Source organism: Enterobacter sp. DVT3837, assembly GCF_056238685.1.
The window spans coordinates 1,459,074-1,480,929 of the sequence record NZ_JBWDLA010000002.1; the positions used below are offsets into that span (position 1 = coordinate 1,459,074).

Below are 21,856 nucleotides of genomic sequence, written 5' to 3' on the forward strand. Positions count from 1 at the left end.
CCGATATGTTGAGCGTGATTGTTGACGGGATATGGCGTGAAGGGGATAAAAGTCTCGCCGTCCGGCTGATCGCTGAAAACGGTGAAGCGCTGCCGGCATGGCAGCCCGGGGCGCATATTGACGTGCACCTGCCCTGCGGGGTGGTGCGCCAGTATTCCCTGACCGGGTCATGTCAGGACGAGAGCTATCTTATCTGCGTGGGCCGGGAAACCGCCTCGCGCGGCGGGTCGCGCTATGTGCACGATACGCTGCGTCCCGGACAGAAATTATTGATCTCTGCCCCACGCAACCTGTTTCCGCTTCTTCCGGCAGAACGGGTTTTGCTGCTGGCGGCGGGCATTGGCATTACGCCGCTGTATGCGATGGCCCTGCAGCTGAAGGCGGCCGGAATGCCATTTACGCTGCACTATTACGTCAGAAACCGCGAAAGCGCGGCGTTTGCGCGCGAACTCTCGCCGTTTGCTGAGTGCATCATTCATACCGCCAGCCCGCGCACAGCGCTGGCAGAGCATCTCCCGGCGGCTGAGGCGGGACTTCACGCCTGGATCTGCGGTCCGGCAGGATTCATGGAAAAAGTGCGGGAGGTCGCGACGGCGAAGGGTTGGGAGGACGCCCAACTTCACAGCGAGGCGTTCCAGCCTGTTGCCCCTCTCTCCTGCGGTGAAACGGGTGAGATTTTTACGGTCAAACTGGCCTCCACCGGCGAGCGCTGGCCGGTGCCAGCGGATAAAACTATCGCCCAGGTGTTACAGGCAAACGGCGTGGACGTGCCGCTGTCCTGTGAAATGGGGATCTGTGGGGCCTGCCTGACGCCGGTGATCGACGGCGTGGTGGATCACCGGGATAGCGTGCAGTCGGAAGCGGAAAAAAGCGCGGTAAATCAGCATGTGGCGCTGTGCTGTTCGCGGAGTCATTCCGGGGAGCTGGTGATCGGGTTGTAAAACGAAATAAATAGCCTCCGGCATAGCCGGAGGTTTTTCAAACAAGTTGTCCGGATAAGGGGTAATTAATATGACTGGCCTGCTCGCGCGCCAATGTCTCATCGCCCTGTAATCGCGCTGCCAGGGTAAAGGCGAAATCAAATACGTTACCCAGCCCGCGGCCGCACAGCAGATTGCCGTCTTCCACCACGTCGGCATCAACGTACATGCCATCGCTGACGGTTTTCCAAAAATCGCCGGAACAGACATAGCGACGCCCCTTGAGCAGTCCGTTGCCGCTCAGCACGCGGGCGGCGGCGGAGCAAATCGGGCAGATATATTTGCCCGCTTCATCATGCCGCCGAATGAAGGCGATCGCCTCCGCGCTTTTCCTCATGTTAACGCCGCCTTCCGGGCCGCCCGGTAACACCACGGCGTCAAAGGTCTGATCAACGCAGGCCTTCAGGATGCTATCCGCCACCATCGAGATGGCGTGATAACTCACCACTTCGCGACTCTCGCCGCAGGCAATCGTCTGAACCGTAATATTCAGGCGGCGCAGGATATCGATAGTGACAATCGCTTCCCCCTCTTCAAAACCGGGGGCTAATAGCACGGCTACGCTTTTCATCTTGTTCTCCATGGCTTAAGGGTTACCAGTACGGATGCCAAATCTGTCGCAGCCGCGCCAGCAGCTCAAGATAGAAATAGTCCCCCCAGCTACAGCACTGATCGACGCCCTTACCGCTGCCCATATGATAAACCGAGTGCTGCAGCAGCCCTTCGGTCGGATCGTCGTCACGAGCAAGGTAGTTATCGGTCAGCGACAGCGCAATGCGCAGCGCCATCTCTTCATAATACGCACGGTTTGCGTCGAGCGTCGGCAGCGCCTTGACCAGCTCCAGCAGGCCGCAGGCGGCAATCGCCGCCGCTGAACTGTCGCGCACGGCGTCGGTACCGAGCAGGGCCAGATCCCAGTGGCAAACATCATCTTCCGGCAGACGGTTGAGGAAGTAATGCGCCAGGCTGCGTGACAGCTCAACCATCTGCTTATCGCCGGTATGCTGATAGCTGAGCAGAAAGCCGTAAATGCCCCACGCCTGGCCGCGCGACCAGCACGAGGTATCGCTGTAGCCCTGATGGGTGTTGCCAAAGCGCGGCGCCCCCGTCTGCACATCCATATAGTAGGTGTGATACGTCGAGGCATCTTCACGCACGATATAGTTCGCGGCCTGTCCAGCGTGAGCCGTCGCCGCGTGCGCGTAGCGCGGATCCCCGGTCTGTTCGCTGGCCCAGTACAGCAGCGGCAGGTTCATATTACAGTCGATGATCATTCGCCCCTGCTGCTCCGGATCGTTTAAATCACCCCACGCCTGAATAATGTTGGCCGTCGGGTTAAAACGCTCCATCAGACGCTCGGCAGCCAGCAGCGCCGACTGGCGAGCGGCTTCGTTGCCGGTGAGCCGCCAGGCGCTGATGCAGGAGAGCGAATAGAGGAACCCGAGATCGTGCGTTGCGGTGTCGATACGCTGCTCAATGCGCCTGGCGAACGACGGTAAATAGCGCTCGGCAGCTTCGCGATAATGCGCTTTGCCGGTCATCTCCCAGGCCAGCCACAGCTGGCCTGGCCAAAAGCTGGTGGTCCACTCCACGTTATCGGTGCGCGGCCAGACCCCATTCTCACAGGCTTCGCCGGGGAACTTATCGCCGAAGGCGACAATATTGTTGTCGATCTTGCGCGTTACGCGGGTTAAGGCCGCTTCCAGCTTCTGGCTCAGCGCCAGGCGATCAACCTGATGCAGTTCGATTGGCCGCAGCGCTTCGGTGATAACAGATTTGGTCATAACAACTCCTGAACTAATGTTTGGCCGGTTCAACCGGGGCGGTCTCTAAAGCCGGAGCAAAGGGGCGTGAGGAATCGCGCGTCGACTGGCAGCGCGACAGCGTAAAGGCGGAAATCAGAGTAAATATCAGGGCGCAGCAGCCCATCAGCAGATAGGTATGCTCAAAGCCTATCCTGTCGTACAGGTAGCCGGCAGGCGGAGCAACCACAATCGAGCCAACGTAAATCATCGCCTGGTAGCCCAGCAGGTACATCGTGGCGTTAACCCGACGATGGAAATGTTCGGCGATGTATTTGAAGACCGATATCAGCAGCAGCGCGATCTCGACGCCATAAAACGGTTTGATGATGGAGATAACAATCGGGTCGCTGGTCAGTCCGGAGGCGATCAGCCGTGCTCCTACCACGCAGCCGCAGAACAGCAGGCCGCGCTTAGCGCCGTAGTGGTTCACCAGCCACGGGATAAACATCATCATCACGAACTCCATCCCCGACTGGACGGTGCTCAGGTAGCCGTACCAGGCATTTCCCTGCTCTTTGGTAGCGAAGAATGATACGAAGTAGCGCGGGAACTGCTGTTCGGCGATAAACATCATCCACGCCACCCCGGCGACGTAGAGGCTGAACATCCAGAATTTGCGGTTTTTCAGCAGCATCAACACATCGGCAAAAACGATCTTATTGGCGGAGATGACGCTGTTATTGCGCAGCTGCTCATCGCCGATTTTGAGGCTAATCAGCACCAGCAGCATCAGTACCGAGGTACCGCTGCTGAGCAGAAAGTTGGCCAGCGGCGTGAAGTTAAACAACAGCCCGGAGACCGAAGCCGCCATCGCCCAGCCCAGCGAACCCCACATTCTGATGCGGCCAAACTCCAGCCCGTACAGGCGGCTAAAGCGGTCGGCGTAAGATTCAGACGCCGCCACGCCGGCGTACCAGCCCAGGCTCAGATACAGCGCGCCGATGATAATCCCCGCCATCGCATGGCTTTGCAGCAGCGGCTGATACACCAGCGCAAAGAAAGGCGCCATCAGCGCAGAAATGGCGCAGACAAAATAGAGCAGCCACTTGCTCATGCCGATTTTGTCCATGATGTAGCCATACACCGGCTTCAGGACCACCGCGAAGACGCCATTGATGGCGAACACGCTGCCGATGGTGATGCTATCCAGGCCCACTTTCTGGCTCAGCCATAAGGCGTACAGGCCAAAGCTGGATGACCACGTGAAGAAGTAAAGGAAAACAAAGGTACTCATTTTGTACTGTGCGGCGCGTACGGACGATGATGTGCTCATAGCGATGCCTCCTCGGCCAGAACGAGCGTCATTTCTTGTCGTGCCGTCACGAAGCGTACCGCATCATCGCTAATGATGGCCTGTGGACAGCGTTGCGGATCGAAGTCGGCGGCATTTCCCGCCCACACCGCGCTTATCAACACATGCTTACCGGGGTCGAGTTCGCCGCGCAGCAGCGGCACCGCCGCGCGCTCGGCGAACAACAGATTACTGTTTGGCGGCGTCAACACCGTCTCGCCGCGGCGGGCGTGCGGATGCAGACAGAAAATGGCTGATACATCCTGGGGATTGCGTAACCAGCAGGCGTTGTCGCTCTCGTGTACCTGCGGCTGCGGGCGGTTCGCCAGGCTAAAGCCACCCTCCGCGCAATCCAGCGCGCGCCGGGTATTGATACGATGGACGCGCAGTTGCCAGTCGCCCAGCGCCAGCAGCCAGCTCTCAATCACCACATCGCGCCACGGCAGCCAGATGCTGTAAATGGTGCCGTCTGCGGTGACCACGTGCTGGCATTCGCGGCGGCCACGCCAGTAGTTATCTTTTTCGGCCAGCAGCAGCATCGAATCGGGCGCGGCGTGGTTCAGGCCGTAGCGCCCGCGTTCGATGGTGAAGCCAAAGCGGGTGGAATAGGCAAATTTGCAGTATTTCGCTTCGGTATTGACGAAGTTGTTTAGCTCCAGCTGGCCGGAAGTCAGCATCCACAAGTGATCGGCCTGACGCACCACCACCTGATCCGCGTGGGCTATCGTGTGCTGGACGGGCAACGGCGGCAGCGGCAGCTCAGCCGCCTGCCAGAAGGCATCGCCCTCTTCTAGTGCCAGCACCAGCAGGGTCTTCAGGCCCCAGTACGGCGAACCCGGCGCGTTGTAGTCTTCCGCCATCGCCAGGTTCGGGTAGCTGTAACCGACGCTGAGTACGCCGTCGCGGTCGAACATCGGCTGCTTCAGCCACCAGCGCAGATGGCGCAGAACGATGCCCTTAATCACCCCAGGCGAAAAGACCTCCAGCCCGGCGAAGGCCGCCGCACTCCAGAACGCCGCCTCGGCAAAGCGGTAGGTCAGGCTCCGGCCAAACGGGATCGCCGCGCCGTCTTCGGCGAAGAAATGGATGAAGTCAGAGGAGAAACGCGCGGCCCGGTGACGCAGCGTTGCACAACGCTTTGGATCGACATCGACCATGAGCTTCGCGTAAATCAGGCCATAGAAATGAAAGCCCATTGAGATATAATAGTCGCGCGGCCGCCCCGGACCATCCGCGTACCAGCCATCGCCGAGATAGTAGTGCTCCATGGCAGCAAAATGATTTTCAAGCACCTGCGAGTTGGCCGGCATGCCGCAATAATGGAAGCCGACCTGCACCAGAATAGGAAAGAAGTGCCAGTTGTTATCGGGGATATCCTGGGTCTCGCACTGCTTTAGCCAGCGCCATAAATTCTCTTTCTCGGTCTCAGAGAAGTGTGCCAGTACGGTATCGCCCGCCAGCGCCAGCAGCAGCCCGTAGGCCGCCATCTCGACGATTCGCTGATCGTAAGGCGCAACGTCGCCCCAGTAATCGGCATGTTGCGGATTGGTACCGTTTTTTATCGCCTGTAAATAAAAGGAGAAGTGTTGCGGCTCACTGCCGCCAGCCAACAACGGCGTCACGCCCCACAGGAGACGGGAAAACGTTTCCATACTCGCGACCTGCTGGCCGTAGTGAGCGGTAAAGTTCGCTAAATCAATGCGGCTGGCGTCGTTTTTAAAGTAAGGCGCCACTGCGTTTAGCATATCGTTAACCAGCCGTAGCACCTCTTCACGACTTGTCAGTGGATTATCCAGATTAATATTTTCAGGTTGCACAGGGTCCTCCCGCATTACACGAGGGTAGAGATAACTTATTGTTATTAGGCTTTTTAAAGCCACGAGTGCGACGTCTGGATGAAGAGTAACTGCTTTTATTCCCGGCACTGAGTGAGCAGACTCACAAAATTGAACCACCATTTCATTTTTGCTGGATTTTATCGATCGTGAGGAGGATAAATTACAAATGATGGCCTAAAAATTTAAATCTGTTGTCCTGGAGGTAAAATGGGTGAAACGCAGCTGCTGGAACGCATTACGCTCGATCGGCAGGCCATTTCTTTTAACCGCCTGTACGCCAGCAGCGCAATTTACTACCACTGGCATCAATGCGTTGAATTGCTCTACATTTCCAGCGGCTACGGCATCGTGGTGGTGGATAATCAGCACTACACCGCCCGTCCGGGGCGATTATTTATCTTCCCGCCCTTCCGTTTGCACAAAGTGCAGGTCGATCATAGCGATAAAAACCCCTATCACCGCACCACTATGCACATTGAGCAAGCGGTCGTCGAAAGTGCGCTTAGCGCCTTCCCGCGCCATCAGGCCAGGTTCGCCGCGCTGGCCGCCAGCAATCTGCCCGCGCAAATCTACGATCTCAGCGAGCACGCGGCGTTTATCGAGAGGATCCTTGAGCAGTTCCAGCGCCTGGAGGGCAACGAGCAGACCGAGGCCTGCGAGGTGGCATTTCTGGTGATGCAGCTCATGACATTTCTTCCCGAGCAACCTCAGCCCTACCCGCCGCGCCAGCAGACCGTCGCCTCGCGGATTATGAGCTGGATAGAAGCCCACTATGCCAGCAAGTTTTCGCTCGACCAGCTAGCGCACGACCTGGGGCTTTCGCGCAGCTATACCTCACGCATTTTCCGCCAGCAGACCGGGGGCAGCATCCACGAATATTTGCTGACCCGGCGGATAAAAAGCAGCTGCGATCTGTTACGGTACAGCGATGAGAGTATTGACACTATTGCCCTGGCCGTCGGGTTTAGCGAGGTGACCTATTTCATCACCTGCTTTAAAAAGATGATGCGTCAGACGCCACTGCAGTATCGACGTCGTATCCTCAGCACCAGAATGCCCTGTTAACGTGGTTTTGATGACTGGCCCAAAGCTGAACGCTTTCCGGCTACCTGCCGGGCTGGGGTTTCCTGTACACAAAAAAACCTGCGATACTGCTATCGCAGGTTTTTTGCCTTTCCGTCATGCCGGAACCGGCAACTCAATGCCGCTTTGCGCCAGTTGCCCCATCTCGCAGTACATTGCGCAGGCCGCACTGACGATAGACATTGCCAGCGCGGCACCGCTCCCTTCGCCAAGACGCATATCAAGATGGATAAACGGCGCCAGCCCAAGGTGCTCCAGCGCACGTCTGGCACCTTTTTCGGCGGAAAAATGAGAGGGAATACAGTAGCTCTTAACCTCTGGTGCAATCTGACAGGCGGCGATGGCCGCGGCATACGAGAGAAAACCGTCTAACACCACGGGCAATCCGCATGCGCCAGCGCCCAATATCACCCCGGTCATGCCCACCAGGTCATAGCCGCCGACTTTGGCCAGAACATCAACCGCATCGCGCGCATCCGGCTGGTTAATGCGTATCGCCTGACGGACAATGTTTTCCTTATGCTGCACCCGGTCCTGCGGCAAATTGGCCCCAATCCCCACCACATCATGCGGATCGCTATCGGTCAGCACGCTGATGATTGCCGAGGCCGGTGTCGTGTTGGCAATACCCAGCTCGCCAACGCCAAAGACGGAGATCCCCTCCAGAGCGCGTTGTTTAACGAGGCTGGCGCTCGCCAGCAGCAGGTGCTCGGCATCCTGACGGCTCATCGCCGGACCCTGAGCAATATTACCGCTGCCACGCGAGAGTTTAAGGCTGAGCATATTGTCGATAGGCTCACCGTCAATACCGATGTCAACGGGCAGCACCGACGTCTGGCTATTGCGGGCCAGCACGCACACCCCGGTCAACCCCTTTTGCATATTGACGGCCTGAAGCCAGGTCACCACTTTCGGCGTCACGGCCACACCTTCATCAAATACGCCATGGTCGGCGCACATGACGATAATCTCTTTTTGCAGATTATCGAGCCTGTCGAGTCCCCACATTCCCGAAAGCTGTATAGCCAGACTCTCCAGCCGACCGAGGCTGTTTGTCGGCTTTATTAAGCCATCGACATGCCGTGAGGCCGCCTGAATCTTCTGTTTATCAAGCGGTCTGATGGCCGCCGCCAGCTCCTTCACTGTCCCCATCCTCACACCCTCATTCCTCAGTTTGCCAAACGTTTCTGCCATTAAATACGCGTAACACCCAATGCCCGGCCCGATTTTCAACGACCGTGTAGGCATCGTGACTGAACGGGAAATGCCACATTGCCGCCACGGGCATCCCTAACCAGGTTGCCAGCAGCAGGCTCAGCACGCCCTGATGCGCCACAATAAGCGTGTCTTCGCGCTGCTGTAGTTGACTCATCTCATCCGCCGCCGCCCTGACGCGCGCGGCGAAATGCGGGAACGCCTCGCCACCGTCCGGCGTGGCGTTTTGCCAGTCATCCATCCAGCGCTGCCACGACGCGGAATATTCTTTTTCGATGTCACTGAAGTGCCGCATCTCCCATTCACCAAAATCCAGCTCATTAAGACGCGCATCAACATGGATATCATGGGCTGTCGGCACGATAAACCGCGCCGTTTGCTGCGAGCGCTGGAGCGCGCTGACGCGCGTGTGCCCGAACGCGACCCCGGACAGGTACCCGGCAACACGCTGGCTTTGCGCAATACCCTGCGGCGAGAGCGACAGATCGGTGCTCCCGTAAAACACGCCGCTGATGTTAGCGGTTGTTTGACCGTGTCGGACCAGAAAAATACGCATACATCAGACCCACAGAAGCGCCAGAAGGAAGGCCATTTCGCCGATCTCCTCCATCGCGCCAAGGGTATCCCCCGTCAGCCCGTTCAGTCGGCGGCTTAAAAAGATCTTTACCGCGTTGACGACAATCCAGGTGATGACGCTGGCGACAAGCCCCTGCATCCCCGCCAGCAGCCCCACGAGCGCCACGCCGATGCAGAGGGTGATGACCGTCTCTTTGCCGCTGATATGGCCGAGATAGGCGTTTGCCATTCCTGCACCTTCGCGCGCATAGTGCTGCCGGTACATGACCAACACCATTCCCGTTCGCCCGACGATCGGCGCGCACACCAGCAGCGCAAACAGGGTATTAACCGGAAGGTGAGCCAGGGAGATCGCCGCTGCGACCTTGATAAGGATGCAGAATACGATAGCCAGACCGCCGTAGGTCCCCAACCGGCTATCGCGCATAATCTCCAGCATCCGTTCGCGGGTGCGGGCAGAAAACACGCCATCACAAGTGTCCGCCAGACCGTCCAGATGAAACCCACCGGTCAGCAGCACCAGCGCCAGTACCCAGGCGACGGCACCGATATAAATCCCCCCGCCGGTCTGGCTCACCGCCAGATAGCCTAAGGCGGCCAAAACCCCAACGATCAGGCCCACCACGGGGAACCAGGGGACGCCACGGCCATACTGTGAAAATTCAACGCCGTCGCTCCATTTTTGCGGCACCGGAATGCGGGTAATAAATCCCAGCGTCGCCCACAACATTTTTAACGGCATTTAATCTTTACTCCAATTCCCGAGACAACCAGCCACACTTCCTGCGCCGCCTGCGCCAGCCTTTGGTTCGCGCGACCGGCAATATCAACAAAATGACGCGCCAGCCGATTCTCGGGCGTGATGCTCATGCCCAGCTCATTGGTCACAATATAAACCGGCCCCGCCGACTGCTGGCAGGCCGCAATCAGGTCGTCCACCTGCTGTTGCAGCACCGCCTCAAGCGCGGAAAAATCGAGGGTCTCCGGCGAAGCGCCGCCGCTGGCGTCATAGAGCAGGTTCGACAACAGGGTGGTGACGCATTCCAGAACCACGCCTTCGCCCGGCTGCACCTGATGGCGAATCACGTCGCCCAGATCGCGATACCCTTCCCAGGTTCGCCAGTGCGCAGGACGCTGTGCGCGGTGCTTGTCAACGCGCAGCGCCATCTCTTCATCGGTAATCACCGACGTCGCGATATACAGCACGCGCTCGCACTGCTGCGCCGCCAGCTGTTCGACGTGCGCACTTTTCCCGCTGCGCGCGCCTCCGGTGACTAAAATCATGCCCCCACCTCCTGATGCTCCTGCATTATTTGATAGATCTTTTTAATATCAATGTGTTCTCTCATCGCGCTGGCTAAGAGATCAAACTGTTGCGCTTTGTAGCCCGCGTAATCTACCGCAACGTCTAATGGCGCCAGTCCTTTGCGCTGGCGTAAGCCATCCACCATCGCGCGCGTGAAGGCATCGTTATCGAATAGCCCGTGGAGATACGTCCCTATCACCTGCCCGTCAGCGCTGATGGCGCCGTCCGCTATGCGCTCGCCCTCTTTTTCCAGAAACAGTGCCGGATAATCGTCGGCTGTCAGCCGGGTCTCTCCCATATGAATCTCATAGCCCTGCACCTTAATGCCCGCTGCCGACTTAAGCCACGCCGGGAGCGCCGACGCCATCTGCGCCGAAACCTGCGTCGTGGTTTTTCGCTGCGCGAAGCGGGTCATGGTATGGAGCAGACCCAGCCCTGGCTGGGTTCCCATACCAGATTCCACCTCATCGATGATGGTGTCGCCAAGCATCTGGTAGCCGCCGCAAATGCCCATGACGGGTACGTTCTGCTGGTGTGACTGGAGCACAGCGTGCGCCATACCGCTTTCCCGCAGCCAGGCCAGATCCCCCAGCGTATTTTTACTGCCGGGTAGAATCACGAGGTCAGCCCCCGCCAGCTCCTGGGGATAACGGACATAGCGCACGCGAACATCGGGCTGCGCCGCCAGCGCGTTAAAATCGGTGAAATTGGAGATATGCGGTACCTGCACCACGGCGATGTCGATATCGCGCTGCGCGGTTCGCAGGTATTTTCCCTTTTGCAGCGCCACGCCGTCTTCATCTTCCAGATCGACATCCAGCCACGGCATAACGCCCAGTACCGGCACGCCGGTCAGGTTTTCAATCTGCTCAATGCCCGAGTAAAGCAGCGCAACATCGCCACGAAATTTATTGATGATGACCCCTTTCACGCGCGCCCGCTCGTGGTCGTGCAGAAGCGCCAGCGTACCGTAGATGGCGGCAAATACGCCTCCTCTGTCAATGTCCGCTACGAGGATCACCGGGCACTGCGCCATTTCGGCCATGCCCATGTTGACGATATCGCGATCGCGCAGGTTGATCTCCGCCGGGCTGCCCGCACCTTCCAGCACCAGCACGTCATATTCCCCGGCCAGGCTGTTATAGACATCGCGGATCTGCTCCCGCAGGCGCGGTTTGTACTCGTGGTAGCTGACCGCGTCCATATCGGTCGCCACCTGCCCCATCAGCACCACCTGCGCTTTACGGTCGCTGGTTGGTTTTAACAATACCGGATTCATCCGTACGTCCGGCGTAATCCCCGCCGCCTGCGCCTGAAGGATCTGCGCGCGCCCCATCTCTTTTCCCTCCGGCGTGATTCCGGAATTGAGCGCCATATTCTGCGACTTAAACGGCGCGGTACGCAGGCCATCCTGATAGAAAATCCGGCACAGCCCCGCCACCAGGACGCTTTTGCCGACGTCAGAAGCGGTGCCCTGCAACATAATTGCCTGCGTCATGAGGCCTCCTTCATTACGTTTTTTTGTCGCATACGGCTGAAAAATTCATCTTCGGTTTTACACAACGGCAGGCCAAGCTGCGCGTGCAGTTTGACGAGCCAGGGCTGCGTTAATCCGGCCCGTTCCATCAGTTCGCCGCTGGCGAAGACCTCACCCGGTGCGCCGTGCGCCAGCACTTCTCCCTGGCGCAGCACGTAAACGGCATCGCTGACTTCGTAAATCAGGTCAATATCATGGCTGGAGATCACCACGTGGTTCCCCTGTGCCACAATGCGCCTGATGATCTCGATCATCTGCGAGCGTCCTGAAGGATCAAGCCCGGCCGTGGGCTCGTCCAGCAGAAGATAGCGCGCCCCCAGCACCAGCGCCCCGGCAATGGCGACCCGCTTCTTTTGTCCGTGGCTGAGGCACTGGATCGGCTGCTGGCGAAAACGTTGCGCGTCGACCAGCGTCAGCGCATCGTCGACGCGCCGCGCAATCTCCGGTTCCGCTACGCCCAGGTTACGCAGGCTGAAGGCGATGTCGCTATCGATATCGGTATAGAAGATCTGCTGATCGGGGTCCTGAAACACCGTTGCGACCTGTTGACGGAGCGCCAGCAGTCCACGCTTGCTGTAGTCCAGCGGCTTCCCCTGCCACAGCACCGCCCCCTGCTGCGGCTTCAGCAGACCGCTCAGGTTCATAAATAACGTCGACTTTCCGCAGCCATTGGCCCCCACAAGCCCGGTGACGGCATGCGTCGAAAAATCCAGCGTCAACCCTTTGAGTACATGCGTCTCCTGATAGCGAAACCAGAGATCGGCGGTGGTAAGCATGGTGCGATTCCTTACAGGGGAAAATCACCCTGGTAGAGTTTAATATCCAGCGTGGTCGCCATCTGCTGATAGCGAATCAGCACCCGGGTAAACAGCAAACCGACCAGCATCGCCAGCGAGCGATAACTTTTTGGCAGGCTACGATAGCCAAAACGCAGCGTCTGCGCGCGGTGAATCGCCAGCGCTTCGTCTAACAGAATAAAAATAAAGCGCCAGGTCAGCAGAATCTGCTCGGTAAGCAGGCGCGGCACGCGCGCCCGCTTAAGCAGCACAATCAGCTGCGGAAACGGCAGGTTCAGCACCAGCCAGAAGGTTGCCGCCAGCGCGGTAAGGCTGCGCCAGAAGGTTTCGTTAGCGGCGGTCAGCCCGGAAGCGGTTATCCCCAGCCAGTAGTGCCCCACCGGAACGCTCATCGCCAGCGTATGCGGATCACGGGTGACGCTAAAGAGGATCGTCAGTACCCCGACCAGCAGAAAGCCAAACGGCAGCGACATCCAGCGACACCAGCGCCAGAAGGTCATCCGCAGCAGCCAGCAGGTCAGTCCCGCCGTCAGCGCCAGGACGATCCCCTGCCCCAGCGGCGGCAGCGCAAACGCCAGAGTCATCAGCGCCAGCCAGAGCAGAAACTTGCGTTCCGGCGCAACCTGAGCCCAACGGCTCTGGTAGCTCAGCCTGTCAAGCCCGGTCATCACGGCGCTGTCTGCCTTTGGTGTAGCCCAAAATATAGAAAATCACCGCTGCGCCAATAGATCCCTGGAGCGTAAACAGCAGACTTTCAATTTCGCCGCTGGCGGGTTCATAGAGCGGCGTGAACCATGGCGTGTAATGAGGTGCCACAACCTGGATTTGATTTTCGGCTTCACCATCCGAGCCACCAAATTCGCCACCGTGATCGATAAAAAATGGCATTACGATCAGGGCGAGCACCATCGCCAACAGCATCAGCGTCTTTTTCATCTCAGTATCCTTGTGCGGTAATCAGCCGACGTTTGGTCAACTGGTCATAAATCATGACGGTTAACAAGCCCTCCGCGATGGCAATGGGGATTTGCGTCAGGCAGAAAATGCCCATGAATTTCACCATCGAGCCCGCGGCACCCGTCGCCGGGTCCGGGAACGCCGCGCCAAGCTGGACCGAGGTGACAAAATAGGTCACCAGATCCGCCAGCATGGCGCACAAAAATACCCCGACGTCACGGCGAAGCCCGGCACGGCAGGCCATCTTCCACACCATGTACCCGACAACCGGCCCAATCACCGCCATCGACATGCCGTTCGCGCCAAGCGTGGTTAACCCGCCGTGCGCCAGCAGCAGCGCCTGAAACAGCAGCACGATGGCGCCAAGAATGGCGACGACGCCCGGCCCGAACAGAATCACGGCGAGCCCCACGCCGGTCGGATGCGAGCAACTGCCGGTTACCGATGGGATCTTCAGCGCCGACAGCACGAAAATAAACGCCCCGCACAGCGCCAGCAGAACTTTCTGGTGATTATCCTCCTGCACGATACGACGCAGGCGCACCAGCCCGTACCATAGACACGGTAAGAAGAGCAGCCACCACGCCAGCGCCCACATCGGCGGTAAAAACCCTTCCATGATATGCATCGCGAACGCCTGCTCCGGCACCACCATCAGCAATAGCGCCGCCGCCAGGCCACTTAATGACAGCTGTTTAAGCTGTTGTTCGAGTTTCATTGCGCATACTCCCACTGTTTGTTGACCAGAATGGTCGAGAAATAGGGTAACGGCTGGTCATCAGCAACCTCATCCAGATGCCGCCAGCACTGCTCGCCGGGGAGCGTGGCCTCTGACATCATCAGTGCACAGTCCAGCAGTCCGGCCTGCGTCAGTAGCGCTTTGATGCGCGCAAACCGGCCATAGACCTTCATCAGCACCAGGCTGTCGTGTTGCTGCAGCGCCAGTGCAATTTCTGCTTCCGGCGCAGTACAGGAAATCACCGCCAACGACTGCTGTTCCATCGCCAGCGGCATTTTTGAACGCGCGGCAATCTCGGCAAACGACGTCACGCCGGGCACAATCTCCAGCCAGTCCGGGCTGCCAATGCGCTGAAGTAAGAACACCCAGGTGCTGAACAGCATGGCATCGCCAAGGGTGATAAAACCAACCTGTTTCCCGTCGTTCACCTCACGCACTAACGCGTCGGCCACCTCATCCCACACCGCCTCCTTTTCAGCACTGTCGGCGCTCATGGGAAAGTGGCAGCAGCGGATTTCGGTCTGTTCGCCGATAAACGCCCGGACGATAGAAAGCGCCAGGCTATCACCGCCTTTGCGGCCCGCCGGGGCGTAGAGAATATCCAGCGAACCAAGGATCCGTGAGGCACGCACGGTGATAAGATCCGGCGCGCCCGGCCCGGTACTCAGGGCGTACAGTTTGCCGCTCATGCCGCCTCCTCCATCGTGACGCTCAGCGCCTGCTGGAGATGGGCGACAAACATTGCGCGTACCGCCGGGTTTTCACCCAGCCCGCTCAGCCATGGCGTCGCCGTGATCCCGGCGGCGTTAAACAACGTCTTCCAGGAGTCCTCGTCGTCAGAGGCCATATCGTTGATGGCGTGATCGCCTGCCACCAGCATCAGCGGCATCAGATGCACGGCGGTGACGCCTTCTTTACCGAGGCTCTCAATCAGGATGTCGACTTCCGGATAGCTCTCCACCGCGCCGACGCGGGCCGGGAAGCCCTGGGCCATCATCATGTGGTCGAGGCAGGCATAGGCCGCAAAGGCATGATGGCTGGCACCGTGGCCCATAAACACCACTTTTTCCGTGGCCCCAAGTGTCGGCATCTGCTGTTGCAACGCGCGCATCAGCTGCGCGTAATCGTCGTGGCTGCTCAGTAGCGGTGCCCCCAGCGTCAGGCGGGTAAACAGCGGGCGCAGGCTCTGCACTTCACGGACAATTTTTTCGTACTCATCGCCGTTGATGATGTGCAGAGACTGGATCGCCACGTCCTGATATCCCTGAGCCGCAAGCTTTTTCAGCGCCTGCAGCGGCGTGTCGATCTCAATGCCGTCACGCTGTTTGAGCTTGCGAATGATCATCCCGGAGGTGAATGCCCGAAACAGCTCGCGGTCAGGGCAGCTTTCCGCCAGCGCATGCTCGCACGCCACAATATTCTTCTCGCAGGTATCGTGGTAGCTGGTACCAAAGCTGACCACCAGAAGCGCCTTTTTCATCTCTAACTCCTTAAACAGCGGCCAGCCAGCGCGCTAAACGCCCGGCGAATGCGGCCTGACTTTCCAGTAATTCCTCTCCCGTCACCAGCGGTGCCGGGCGTGTAATCACGATGCAGGGGATGCCCGCATCCAGACAGGGTTGAACCTTCTCCTGATAGCCACCTTCCGCACCGGAGGCTTTGGTTATCATCACGTCTGCCCGGCACTGGCGATAAAACGCCGCGTTAAATTCAGCGCTGAAGGGCCCGCACATAGCGAAGATCTCGGTGACGCCAAAGCCAAGTCCGGCGCATTGCTCGATGACCTCGGGCACTGGCAAAACCCGGGCCAGCAGCGTTTTCTCCGGCAGCCCGGCGCGCCAGCGCGCCAGATCTTTACTGCCGGTGGTCAACAGCACGCGTTCGCCAAACCGCCGTGCGATCTCGCAGGCCTCTTCAATTCCCGGCACGCTGTAGAGCAGCGGATGCGTCAGCTCGCTGAGCTGTTCGGGGCGCTGATAGCGGCTAAGTAACACGCCCACCGTTTCACAGGCCGTCAGGATGTTGCGGCTGACCACCTCAGCGTAGGGATGCGAAGCGTCAATCACCCAGCGGGTCCTGTTTTCCGCCAGCCAGTCAACCATCTGTTGTGGCTCCAGGCGGCCACAGCGCACCCGACCGTTAATGTCGCCCGCCAGCCACTGCCCGGTGGGCGTCGCCACCGACAGGGTGTAGGCCACGCCCGCCGCATCCAGTTGCTGGCAGATCGAGCGGGCATCGCTGGTGCCGCCCATGACCAGTACGTCGCCATAGTTCACAGCACATAGCCCCGGGGGGTGATCATCAGCCCCTCCTGAACGAAGGTGGCTTTATTTCCGACGATCACCAGGCTTGTCATATCGACCGGCTCAAAGTCCATATCGCCCAGCGTGGTCAGCCACTTATCCTGCTTTTTACGCCCGGCAGACTTCACTACCCCTACCGGCGTTTGCGGGCTTTTGCTGGCGGACAGCAGCTCAAACGCCCGTGCCAGATGGCCCTCACGACCCCGGCTGCGCGGGTTATAGAAACAGATGACGAAGTCCGCTTCTCCCGCGGCGACAATACGTTTTTCGATGACCGGCCACGGCGTCAGCAGATCGCTTAAGCTGATGTGGCAAAAATCGTGCATCAGCGGTGCGCCAAGCAGAGATGCGGCGGCGATACTGGCCGTCATTCCGGGGATCAGGCGAACCTCAACGTCCAGCTTCTGTTTGCTGACCAACTCCAGCACCAGCCCCGCCATCCCATAAATACCGGCGTCGCCGCTGCTGATAAGCGCGACGTTATGCCCGGCCTGCGCCAGTTCGATCGCTGCCTGACAGCGCTCAATCTCTTTGCACATACCGGTTTTGATCACCTGTTTGTCGCCGGTGAAGGCCTTCACCAGATGGGTGTAGGTTTTGTAGCCAACGATGATTTCTGCCGCCTGCAGCGCGTCTACGGCTTCCATGGTCATCATGGCCTGCGAGCCAGGGCCGATTCCAATTACGGTTAACATCAGTGTGAAACTCCCAAAGTGATAGTGACGCCCTGTTCGCGCAGGGTTTCGCCTCGTAGTTGCCCATGGCTCAGCAGCCACGCTGCCGGTCCCGAGACGCTCCCCACTCCAACCGTCTGGCGTACAAACGGTGAAGCCGGAAAGCGATGTTCGTGCTCACGCAGCGCGTCAGCGGTAAAGGTTTCAAACGGCACACCCCAGCAGGCGGCAAGCTGGAGCAGGCCCGCTTCGTCTTTTTTAAGGGAGACGCTGCCAATCGCTTTTAGGGCCAGCGGGTCGAACCGTTGCGCCTCAAGCTGACGCGCCAGCAGCGTCGCCAGCAGCGGAAACGGCGTGTCGCGTCGACAGCCGATGCCCGCCACGACCCGCTGAGGGACCAGCTTCCAGTGCGGCAATGGCAGTTCCGGCAGCGTGTTTCGCAGCGTAATACACACCAGCGCATCCAGTTCCGGCAGGTGCTGCAGGTCGCTCACGGTGATAAACCCGCGCCGATCGCACTGACTGACGTCGTCATCGAGTTCCGCATCCCACCACAGCCCTACCCGCTGGTGGCTCACCAGCATCTGGTTGACGATTTTTACCGTCGTTCGGAAATCGCTCATTCGGGCATTCAGCTGGAAGGCAAGGGTATCCAGCGCGGCCATCTCGTTGACGTCCGTGGCGGTGGTAATCACCGGGTCAGCCCCCAGTATTCCCGCCAGGTGGCGGGTTAACGCATTCGCACCACCAGCATGGCCGGAAAGCAGGCTAATCACGTGCTGCCCGCGTTCATCGATCACCACCACCGCCGGGTCGCTCAGTTTGTCGTGGATTAACGGTGCCAGGACGCGCACCGCAATGCCGGTTGCGCCGATAAAAATCAGCGACGGGTAGTGCGTGAACGCCTCGCGAACCGCCGGGGCAAAGCCGCCGTCGAAGGGAACAAAGCCCTCTTCCTGCAAACGCTCGCTGGTAAAGCAGGTTACCGGCAGCATCGCCGCCAGCCGCTTCGCCAGCCGCACGCCGCCCGGGGTCAGGCAAAAAAGCGCGATGGACTCAGGCTTTACGGTATTCATGGCTAAAATCCGCGGCATAGAGTTTTGAGTAGTGATACTCCTCGCCCAGGAATTTCCCGACCAGAATGAGCGCCGTTTTGCGGATCCCCGCCTCGCGTACCTTGTCGGCGATGTCCGCCAGCGTGCCGCGTACGGTCTGGCTTTCCGGCCAGGTCGCTTTATAAATGACGGCAACGGGCGTGGTGTCTGGATAACCACCTTCAATCAGGCGTTCCGCCACCCGATGAATACGCTGGACCGAAAGATAAATCGCCATTGAGGTCTGATGGCTGGCAAATGACTCCAGCTGTTCACGCGCCGGCACCGGCGTACGACCTTCGAGGCGGGTAATAATCAGGCTCTGCGAGACTTCAGGCACGGTGTACTCCACCCCAAGCTCCGCCGCAGCGCCGAGGAAGGCGCTGACGCCGGGCACCACCTGCCAGGCGATTCCGCGTTTGGTCAACACTTCCCCCTGTTCCCGGACGGAACCGTAGAGCGAAACATCACCGGTCTGTAAACGTACCACCGTTTTTCCGGCCATTACGCCAGCCGCCATCAGGTCGATTATCTGTTCTAAATGGAGTTCCGCGCTGTCGTGGCATTCCGCCCCCTGTGGGCAATAGGCCAACAGTTCGGTATTGATAAGCGAACCGGCATAGATGACCACCTGCGCCTGCTGCAGCAGCCGGTATCCCTTGAGCGTAATGAGCTCTCGATCGCCGGGACCTGCACCGACAAACCACACGCAACGGGAATCAAACGTCTCAGACATGATGTTCTTCCTTCTGACAGGCGATAACAAAAACGGGATTGTTCGGTTTGAAATAGTGGCCGCTGCCAAGCGGGGCCAGTGCGGAGACCTGCATTTGCAGGCAATCAATGTCCTGCGCGCCAATCTGCTGCAGATGGGCCAGCGCGGTATTGAGGTTTTCCATCAGGATAAACGTCATCACCAGACGTCCGCCTGGATGTAGCTGGCGCATGGACCAGTCAATAAGCGATGTCAGATGGCCACCGCTGCCGCCCATAAATACCGCATCGGCCTTATCCGCCACCGGCAACGGCGCTACGCCCGGCAAAATAGCGATATTGTGACAGGCAAAATGCTGGCGATTTTCTGCAAGCAGCTGCAGAGCCGCAGGGTTACGTTCAATGGCCGTCACGCGCAGCGAGGGAAACTGCAGCGCCGCCTCTATCGACACGCTCCCTGTCCCCGCGCCGACATCAATCAGGTGGCTGGCGCAGTGCAGCGCAAGCTTTGCGATGGCCAGGGCGCGTACCGCCTCTTTGGTCATCGGCACCGTTTCACCGCGCAAAAACAGTTCATCTTTCATCGAGGATCACCACTGCATTCATTTCATAGTCGGCACTGACCGCACTGACGGGCAGCCAGTGGATCCGTTCGTTTTCCATCGCCAGGTTTTCACCAATCACCATCCAGCGATGGCCCTTACCGCGTGCCACCAGCTGCGCGGCAATCTCTTTCGGCCCGCACTGGCTATCGGTGACCATCGCCACTTTGCGATGCCGTGCCAGTTCGTCCACATTCACGCTGCGACCATGGCTGCTGGTGAGCCACATCTCATTCATATCAATGCCCGCCTGCGCACACAGGTACTGCACTGCGCTGATGCCGGGAATAATGCGCACGCGCGCAATACCGAAATGCGCCACCATTCGCGTTCCGATACCGTAAAACAGCGGATCGCCGGAGGCGACAATCACCACCTTTTTCGCCTGACGCGCCTCAATCCAGGCCAGCAGCGCCGGAATGTTAGCGCCCAGGACAAAGGTCTCGCCGCAAAACGCCGGGAACTGCAGCAGATGACGTTTTCCGCCGACCAGCGCATCGGCACACTCAATGGCTTCACGCGCAGCGGGCGTCATCAGATGCAATCCCGCAGGTCCCATCCCCACAACCGTTAACATTGCAGCTCCCGGGCAATCGCCTCGACCGGGCGGTTGCTACCCAGCACCTGGTTATCAAAGGAAAACAGAATGGCGTCACAGGTCGGCGGTGTTTTGGTAAAGCGCAGCATCTGCATCACGCGCAGGCAGATACGTTTGGCGAGGTGGCTGTAAATAGCCTGAAAACCCCAGGTTTCGATATGCTCCATCGCCGCCTCGGTGGTATCACAATCGCTGACGAGGGTCAGTAACTCCAGCGGCGCGCCGAGCAGCGCCAGATGCGCCACCAGCGTTTCCATGCGCGCATCGGCGATATGGCTGTGGGTGTGGAAAACCCCGGCGGCAATTTTGACGAGCTTGCCGGGATGGCCGACCAGCACTATCTGGCGAAACCCCAGCCGCACGGACTCTTCGATCATGTAGCCGACAAAGTTGCTCATGGTGACCACGACATCTTCATCAATGCCCATCTGCTCGCGCACAAAACGCTCGCCATGATTGCCCGGCACCAGCACGACCCGTTCCAGCCCCGCCGCGCGTTTAATCTCCAGCTCCAGAGAGAGCGAGCGTTTCCAGCTCTCCTCTGACATCGGTGTGACAATACCGGTGGTGCCGATGATCGAAATCCCGCCCAGGATCCCGAGGCGTGAGTTGTAGGTTTTCTGCGCCCGCGCTTCACCTTCAGGCGCAAAGATCTCAACGTCAGCCCCGCGCGTCGGACCAATCGCCTCGCGCACTGCGGACTCAATGGTGTGACGCGGCGTGCGGTTGATCGCCGCGCTGCCGATGGGTAGGCCAATTCCTTTACGCGTGACGGTCCCCACGCCTTCGCCACCCGAAAGCGTAATCTCGCCGCTGTCGTTGAGCGTCACGCGGGCGAAAATCAGCATGCCGTGTGTGGCGTCGACGTCATCCCCCCCGTCTTTGCGGATGGCCGCAATCGCCTGCTGACCTTCAATGTGCGGCGACTCCACGTTCAGACATAGCGTGACGCCGGAGGGGGTCACAATGGAGATCTGATGAATAAGATGCTGGCGCAGCACCATCAGTGCGGCGACTTTCGCTGCCGCGGTCGCGCAGGAACCGGTGGTGTAGCCTTTACGTAACGCCTTCCCGTTATGCCATACCGGGGCATCGAAGGTTGAATCGCTCATCGCGCCCCCTGCAGGTAATAGAGCATGGCGTTCACAATCGCCGCCGCCACATTGCTGCCGCCTTTGCGCCCAAGGGCCGCAATCGCGGGCAAATTGCTGTGCGTCAGCGCCTCTTTCGATTCCGCCGCTCCCACAAAACCCACCGGAACACCCACCACGCCGCTGACGGCAACATCATGCTCAAGCAGGCGAAACAGCGCCGTTGGCGCGTTACCAAAAACGAAGACCTTCTCGCTCTCTTCCGTCACCGCGATATCCACCGCCGCCATCGAGCGGGTTATTCCCTGCGCTTTTGCCTGCGCCACCACCCGCGGGTCGCTGATATAGCAGCGACATTCACCCCCGAACGTCGCCAGCAGCGTTTTGTTGATCCCGGAGAGCGCCATCGTGGTATCGGTATAGATAACTGACGGGCGACGGAGCGCCGCGCAAAGCTGTTCCAGCGCATCATCTGAAAACCAGAGAATATCCAGCCAGTCAAAATCTGCGGTGGTATGGATCACCCGCTTGACGATCGCCTCATGCAGCGGGCTGGCAAACCGGTATTCCGGCCGCGTTTCGCGAATGATTTCGCCAATGATGTCGAAACTTTTGGCTTCAATCGCCTGGGGTTGCTGGATGTATTGCATTGTCTC

General features: G+C 59.1%; 25 protein-coding genes. 2 read left to right on the forward strand and 23 right to left on the reverse strand.

Annotation, left to right across the window (positions count from 1 at the left end; all coding sequences use genetic code 11):
• The first annotated feature begins 5 nt into the window (after positions 1-5).
• On the forward strand, positions 6-941 hold the full coding sequence (locus tag AC0XWG_RS22090; RefSeq protein WP_475681070.1) for a PDR/VanB family oxidoreductase: 936 nt from the start codon (positions 6-8) through the stop codon (positions 939-941).
• 37 nt (positions 942-978) lie between these two features.
• Here the strand turns inward: AC0XWG_RS22090 and AC0XWG_RS22095 are convergent, their stop codons facing one another.
• Genes AC0XWG_RS22095 through AC0XWG_RS22110 form a run of 4 tightly spaced genes read right to left on the reverse strand, consistent with a single transcriptional unit; the run spans position 979 to position 5,893 of the window.
• Positions 979-1,551 carry a DJ-1 family glyoxalase III gene (locus AC0XWG_RS22095; protein ID WP_475681071.1) on the reverse strand — a complete coding sequence of 191 codons (573 nt, stop codon included), beginning with the start codon at positions 1,549-1,551 and terminating at the stop codon, positions 979-981.
• 22 nt (positions 1,552-1,573) lie between these two features.
• Positions 1,574-2,764 (reverse strand): glycoside hydrolase family 88 protein, encoded by a 1,191-nt coding sequence (locus AC0XWG_RS22100; protein ID WP_336212316.1) that lies wholly within the window; start codon positions 2,762-2,764, stop codon positions 1,574-1,576.
• Positions 2,765-2,777: 13 nt separating this feature from the next.
• Positions 2,778-4,058, reverse strand: coding sequence for an oligosaccharide MFS transporter (locus tag AC0XWG_RS22105; protein ID WP_475681072.1), 1,281 nt, complete (start codon positions 4,056-4,058; stop codon positions 2,778-2,780).
• Positions 4,055-5,893, reverse strand: coding sequence for a DUF2264 domain-containing protein (locus AC0XWG_RS22110; RefSeq protein ID WP_475681073.1), 1,839 nt, complete (start codon positions 5,891-5,893; stop codon positions 4,055-4,057). The genes AC0XWG_RS22105 and AC0XWG_RS22110 overlap by 4 nt, the downstream gene beginning before the upstream one ends.
• A gap of 228 nt (positions 5,894-6,121) precedes the next feature.
• Between AC0XWG_RS22110 and AC0XWG_RS22115 the strand changes: the two genes are divergently transcribed.
• Positions 6,122-6,979 (forward strand): AraC family transcriptional regulator, encoded by an 858-nt coding sequence (locus tag AC0XWG_RS22115; protein WP_028019160.1) that lies wholly within the window; start codon positions 6,122-6,124, stop codon positions 6,977-6,979.
• Positions 6,980-7,093: 114 nt separating this feature from the next.
• Here the strand turns inward: AC0XWG_RS22115 and cobT are convergent, their stop codons facing one another.
• Genes cobT through AC0XWG_RS22210 form a run of 19 tightly spaced genes read right to left on the reverse strand, consistent with a single transcriptional unit; the run spans position 7,094 to position 21,850 of the window.
• The gene (gene cobT / locus AC0XWG_RS22120; protein ID WP_475681074.1) at positions 7,094-8,149 is read right to left on the reverse strand and encodes a nicotinate-nucleotide--dimethylbenzimidazole phosphoribosyltransferase; all 1,056 of its coding nucleotides are present in this window, start codon (positions 8,147-8,149) and stop codon (positions 7,094-7,096) included.
• 10 nt (positions 8,150-8,159) lie between these two features.
• Positions 8,160-8,768, reverse strand: a complete 609-nt coding sequence (cobC, locus tag AC0XWG_RS22125) for an alpha-ribazole phosphatase (RefSeq protein WP_475681075.1) — start codon at positions 8,766-8,768, stop codon at positions 8,160-8,162.
• A 3-nt stretch (positions 8,769-8,771) separates the two neighbouring features.
• The gene (cobS, locus tag AC0XWG_RS22130) at positions 8,772-9,530 is read right to left on the reverse strand and encodes an adenosylcobinamide-GDP ribazoletransferase (protein ID WP_475681076.1); all 759 of its coding nucleotides are present in this window, start codon (positions 9,528-9,530) and stop codon (positions 8,772-8,774) included.
• The gene (gene cobU, locus AC0XWG_RS22135) at positions 9,521-10,072 is read right to left on the reverse strand and encodes a bifunctional adenosylcobinamide kinase/adenosylcobinamide-phosphate guanylyltransferase (RefSeq protein WP_049008387.1); all 552 of its coding nucleotides are present in this window, start codon (positions 10,070-10,072) and stop codon (positions 9,521-9,523) included. Before cobU ends, cobS begins: the two co-directional genes overlap by 10 nt.
• Positions 10,069-11,592 (reverse strand): cobyric acid synthase, encoded by a 1,524-nt coding sequence (locus AC0XWG_RS22140; RefSeq protein WP_475681077.1) that lies wholly within the window; start codon positions 11,590-11,592, stop codon positions 10,069-10,071. The genes cobU and AC0XWG_RS22140 overlap by 4 nt, the downstream gene beginning before the upstream one ends.
• The gene (locus AC0XWG_RS22145) at positions 11,589-12,407 is read right to left on the reverse strand and encodes an energy-coupling factor ABC transporter ATP-binding protein (protein WP_475681078.1); all 819 of its coding nucleotides are present in this window, start codon (positions 12,405-12,407) and stop codon (positions 11,589-11,591) included. The genes AC0XWG_RS22140 and AC0XWG_RS22145 overlap by 4 nt, the downstream gene beginning before the upstream one ends.
• Positions 12,408-12,418: 11 nt before the next feature.
• Positions 12,419-13,096 (reverse strand): energy-coupling factor ABC transporter transmembrane protein, encoded by a 678-nt coding sequence (locus tag AC0XWG_RS22150; RefSeq protein WP_108090290.1) that lies wholly within the window; start codon positions 13,094-13,096, stop codon positions 12,419-12,421.
• Positions 13,083-13,364, reverse strand: a complete 282-nt coding sequence (locus AC0XWG_RS22155; protein WP_028019167.1) for an energy-coupling factor ABC transporter substrate-binding protein — start codon at positions 13,362-13,364, stop codon at positions 13,083-13,085. Before AC0XWG_RS22155 ends, AC0XWG_RS22150 begins: the two co-directional genes overlap by 14 nt.
• Position 13,365: 1 nt before the next feature.
• The gene (gene cbiM, locus AC0XWG_RS22160; RefSeq protein WP_462071117.1) at positions 13,366-14,103 is read right to left on the reverse strand and encodes a cobalt ECF transporter S component CbiM; all 738 of its coding nucleotides are present in this window, start codon (positions 14,101-14,103) and stop codon (positions 13,366-13,368) included.
• Positions 14,100-14,813: a cobalt-factor II C(20)-methyltransferase gene (locus tag AC0XWG_RS22165; RefSeq protein WP_475681079.1), complete on the reverse strand. Its 714-nt coding sequence runs from the start codon at positions 14,811-14,813 to the stop codon at positions 14,100-14,102. The genes cbiM and AC0XWG_RS22165 overlap by 4 nt, the downstream gene beginning before the upstream one ends.
• Entirely contained in the window at positions 14,810-15,604 is a 795-nt protein-coding gene (gene cbiK / locus AC0XWG_RS22170) for a sirohydrochlorin cobaltochelatase (protein WP_475681080.1), read from the reverse strand. The genes AC0XWG_RS22165 and cbiK overlap by 4 nt, the downstream gene beginning before the upstream one ends.
• A gap of 10 nt (positions 15,605-15,614) precedes the next feature.
• Positions 15,615-16,400, reverse strand: a complete 786-nt coding sequence (locus tag AC0XWG_RS22175; protein ID WP_475681081.1) for a cobalt-precorrin-6A reductase — start codon at positions 16,398-16,400, stop codon at positions 15,615-15,617.
• On the reverse strand, positions 16,397-17,122 hold the full coding sequence (locus AC0XWG_RS22180; protein WP_475681082.1) for a precorrin-3B C(17)-methyltransferase: 726 nt from the start codon (positions 17,120-17,122) through the stop codon (positions 16,397-16,399). Before AC0XWG_RS22180 ends, AC0XWG_RS22175 begins: the two co-directional genes overlap by 4 nt.
• Positions 17,122-18,177, reverse strand: coding sequence for a cobalt-precorrin 5A hydrolase (gene cbiG, locus AC0XWG_RS22185; protein ID WP_475681083.1), 1,056 nt, complete (start codon positions 18,175-18,177; stop codon positions 17,122-17,124). Before cbiG ends, AC0XWG_RS22180 begins: the two co-directional genes overlap by 1 nt.
• Positions 18,158-18,931 (reverse strand): cobalt-precorrin-4 methyltransferase, encoded by a 774-nt coding sequence (locus AC0XWG_RS22190; protein WP_475681084.1) that lies wholly within the window; start codon positions 18,929-18,931, stop codon positions 18,158-18,160. The genes cbiG and AC0XWG_RS22190 overlap by 20 nt, the downstream gene beginning before the upstream one ends.
• Positions 18,924-19,493 (reverse strand): decarboxylating cobalt-precorrin-6B (C(15))-methyltransferase, encoded by a 570-nt coding sequence (locus tag AC0XWG_RS22195; RefSeq protein ID WP_475681085.1) that lies wholly within the window; start codon positions 19,491-19,493, stop codon positions 18,924-18,926. Before AC0XWG_RS22195 ends, AC0XWG_RS22190 begins: the two co-directional genes overlap by 8 nt.
• Positions 19,483-20,088, reverse strand: a complete 606-nt coding sequence (locus AC0XWG_RS22200; RefSeq protein WP_475681086.1) for a cobalt-precorrin-7 (C(5))-methyltransferase — start codon at positions 20,086-20,088, stop codon at positions 19,483-19,485. The genes AC0XWG_RS22195 and AC0XWG_RS22200 overlap by 11 nt, the downstream gene beginning before the upstream one ends.
• Positions 20,082-21,221 carry a cobalt-precorrin-5B (C(1))-methyltransferase CbiD gene (gene cbiD / locus AC0XWG_RS22205; protein ID WP_475681087.1) on the reverse strand — a complete coding sequence of 380 codons (1,140 nt, stop codon included), beginning with the start codon at positions 21,219-21,221 and terminating at the stop codon, positions 20,082-20,084. The genes AC0XWG_RS22200 and cbiD overlap by 7 nt, the downstream gene beginning before the upstream one ends.
• On the reverse strand, positions 21,218-21,850 hold the full coding sequence (locus AC0XWG_RS22210) for a cobalt-precorrin-8 methylmutase (protein WP_049008368.1): 633 nt from the start codon (positions 21,848-21,850) through the stop codon (positions 21,218-21,220). The genes cbiD and AC0XWG_RS22210 overlap by 4 nt, the downstream gene beginning before the upstream one ends.
• Positions 21,851-21,856 lie beyond the last annotated feature (6 nt).

What these genes read in the sequence shown, in the direction of transcription:
- AC0XWG_RS22145 (WP_475681078.1), bottom strand. Translation starts at nt 12,407, where the DNA reads ATGCTTACCACCGCCGATCTCTGGTTTCGCTATCAGGAGACGCATGTA.
- AC0XWG_RS22165 (WP_475681079.1), bottom strand. Translation starts at nt 14,813, where the DNA reads ATGAGCGGCAAACTGTACGCCCTGAGTACCGGGCCGGGCGCGCCGGAT.
- AC0XWG_RS22105 (WP_475681072.1), bottom strand. Translation starts at nt 4,058, where the DNA reads ATGAGCACATCATCGTCCGTACGCGCCGCACAGTACAAAATGAGTACC.
- AC0XWG_RS22210 (WP_049008368.1), bottom strand. Translation starts at nt 21,850, where the DNA reads ATGCAATACATCCAGCAACCCCAGGCGATTGAAGCCAAAAGTTTCGAC.
- AC0XWG_RS22115 (WP_028019160.1), top strand. Translation starts at nt 6,122, where the DNA reads ATGGGTGAAACGCAGCTGCTGGAACGCATTACGCTCGATCGGCAGGCC.
- cobC (WP_475681075.1), bottom strand. Translation starts at nt 8,768, where the DNA reads ATGCGTATTTTTCTGGTCCGACACGGTCAAACAACCGCTAACATCAGC.
- cbiG (WP_475681083.1), bottom strand. Translation starts at nt 18,177, where the DNA reads ATGAATACCGTAAAGCCTGAGTCCATCGCGCTTTTTTGCCTGACCCCG.
- AC0XWG_RS22150 (WP_108090290.1), bottom strand. Translation starts at nt 13,096, where the DNA reads ATGACCGGGCTTGACAGGCTGAGCTACCAGAGCCGTTGGGCTCAGGTT.
- AC0XWG_RS22140 (WP_475681077.1), bottom strand. Translation starts at nt 11,592, where the DNA reads ATGACGCAGGCAATTATGTTGCAGGGCACCGCTTCTGACGTCGGCAAA.
- AC0XWG_RS22100 (WP_336212316.1), bottom strand. Translation starts at nt 2,764, where the DNA reads ATGACCAAATCTGTTATCACCGAAGCGCTGCGGCCAATCGAACTGCAT.
- AC0XWG_RS22095 (WP_475681071.1), bottom strand. Translation starts at nt 1,551, where the DNA reads ATGAAAAGCGTAGCCGTGCTATTAGCCCCCGGTTTTGAAGAGGGGGAA.
- cbiD (WP_475681087.1), bottom strand. Translation starts at nt 21,221, where the DNA reads ATGAGCGATTCAACCTTCGATGCCCCGGTATGGCATAACGGGAAGGCG.
- cbiK (WP_475681080.1), bottom strand. Translation starts at nt 15,604, where the DNA reads ATGAAAAAGGCGCTTCTGGTGGTCAGCTTTGGTACCAGCTACCACGAT.
- AC0XWG_RS22195 (WP_475681085.1), bottom strand. Translation starts at nt 19,493, where the DNA reads ATGAAAGATGAACTGTTTTTGCGCGGTGAAACGGTGCCGATGACCAAA.
- cobS (WP_475681076.1), bottom strand. Translation starts at nt 9,530, where the DNA reads ATGCCGTTAAAAATGTTGTGGGCGACGCTGGGATTTATTACCCGCATT.
- AC0XWG_RS22155 (WP_028019167.1), bottom strand. Translation starts at nt 13,364, where the DNA reads ATGAAAAAGACGCTGATGCTGTTGGCGATGGTGCTCGCCCTGATCGTA.
- cobU (WP_049008387.1), bottom strand. Translation starts at nt 10,072, where the DNA reads ATGATTTTAGTCACCGGAGGCGCGCGCAGCGGGAAAAGTGCGCACGTC.
- AC0XWG_RS22090 (WP_475681070.1), top strand. Translation starts at nt 6, where the DNA reads ATGTTGAGCGTGATTGTTGACGGGATATGGCGTGAAGGGGATAAAAGT.
- AC0XWG_RS22200 (WP_475681086.1), bottom strand. Translation starts at nt 20,088, where the DNA reads ATGTTAACGGTTGTGGGGATGGGACCTGCGGGATTGCATCTGATGACG.
- cobT (WP_475681074.1), bottom strand. Translation starts at nt 8,149, where the DNA reads ATGGGGACAGTGAAGGAGCTGGCGGCGGCCATCAGACCGCTTGATAAA.
- AC0XWG_RS22180 (WP_475681082.1), bottom strand. Translation starts at nt 17,122, where the DNA reads ATGTTAACCGTAATTGGAATCGGCCCTGGCTCGCAGGCCATGATGACC.
- cbiM (WP_462071117.1), bottom strand. Translation starts at nt 14,103, where the DNA reads ATGAAACTCGAACAACAGCTTAAACAGCTGTCATTAAGTGGCCTGGCG.
- AC0XWG_RS22190 (WP_475681084.1), bottom strand. Translation starts at nt 18,931, where the DNA reads ATGTCTGAGACGTTTGATTCCCGTTGCGTGTGGTTTGTCGGTGCAGGT.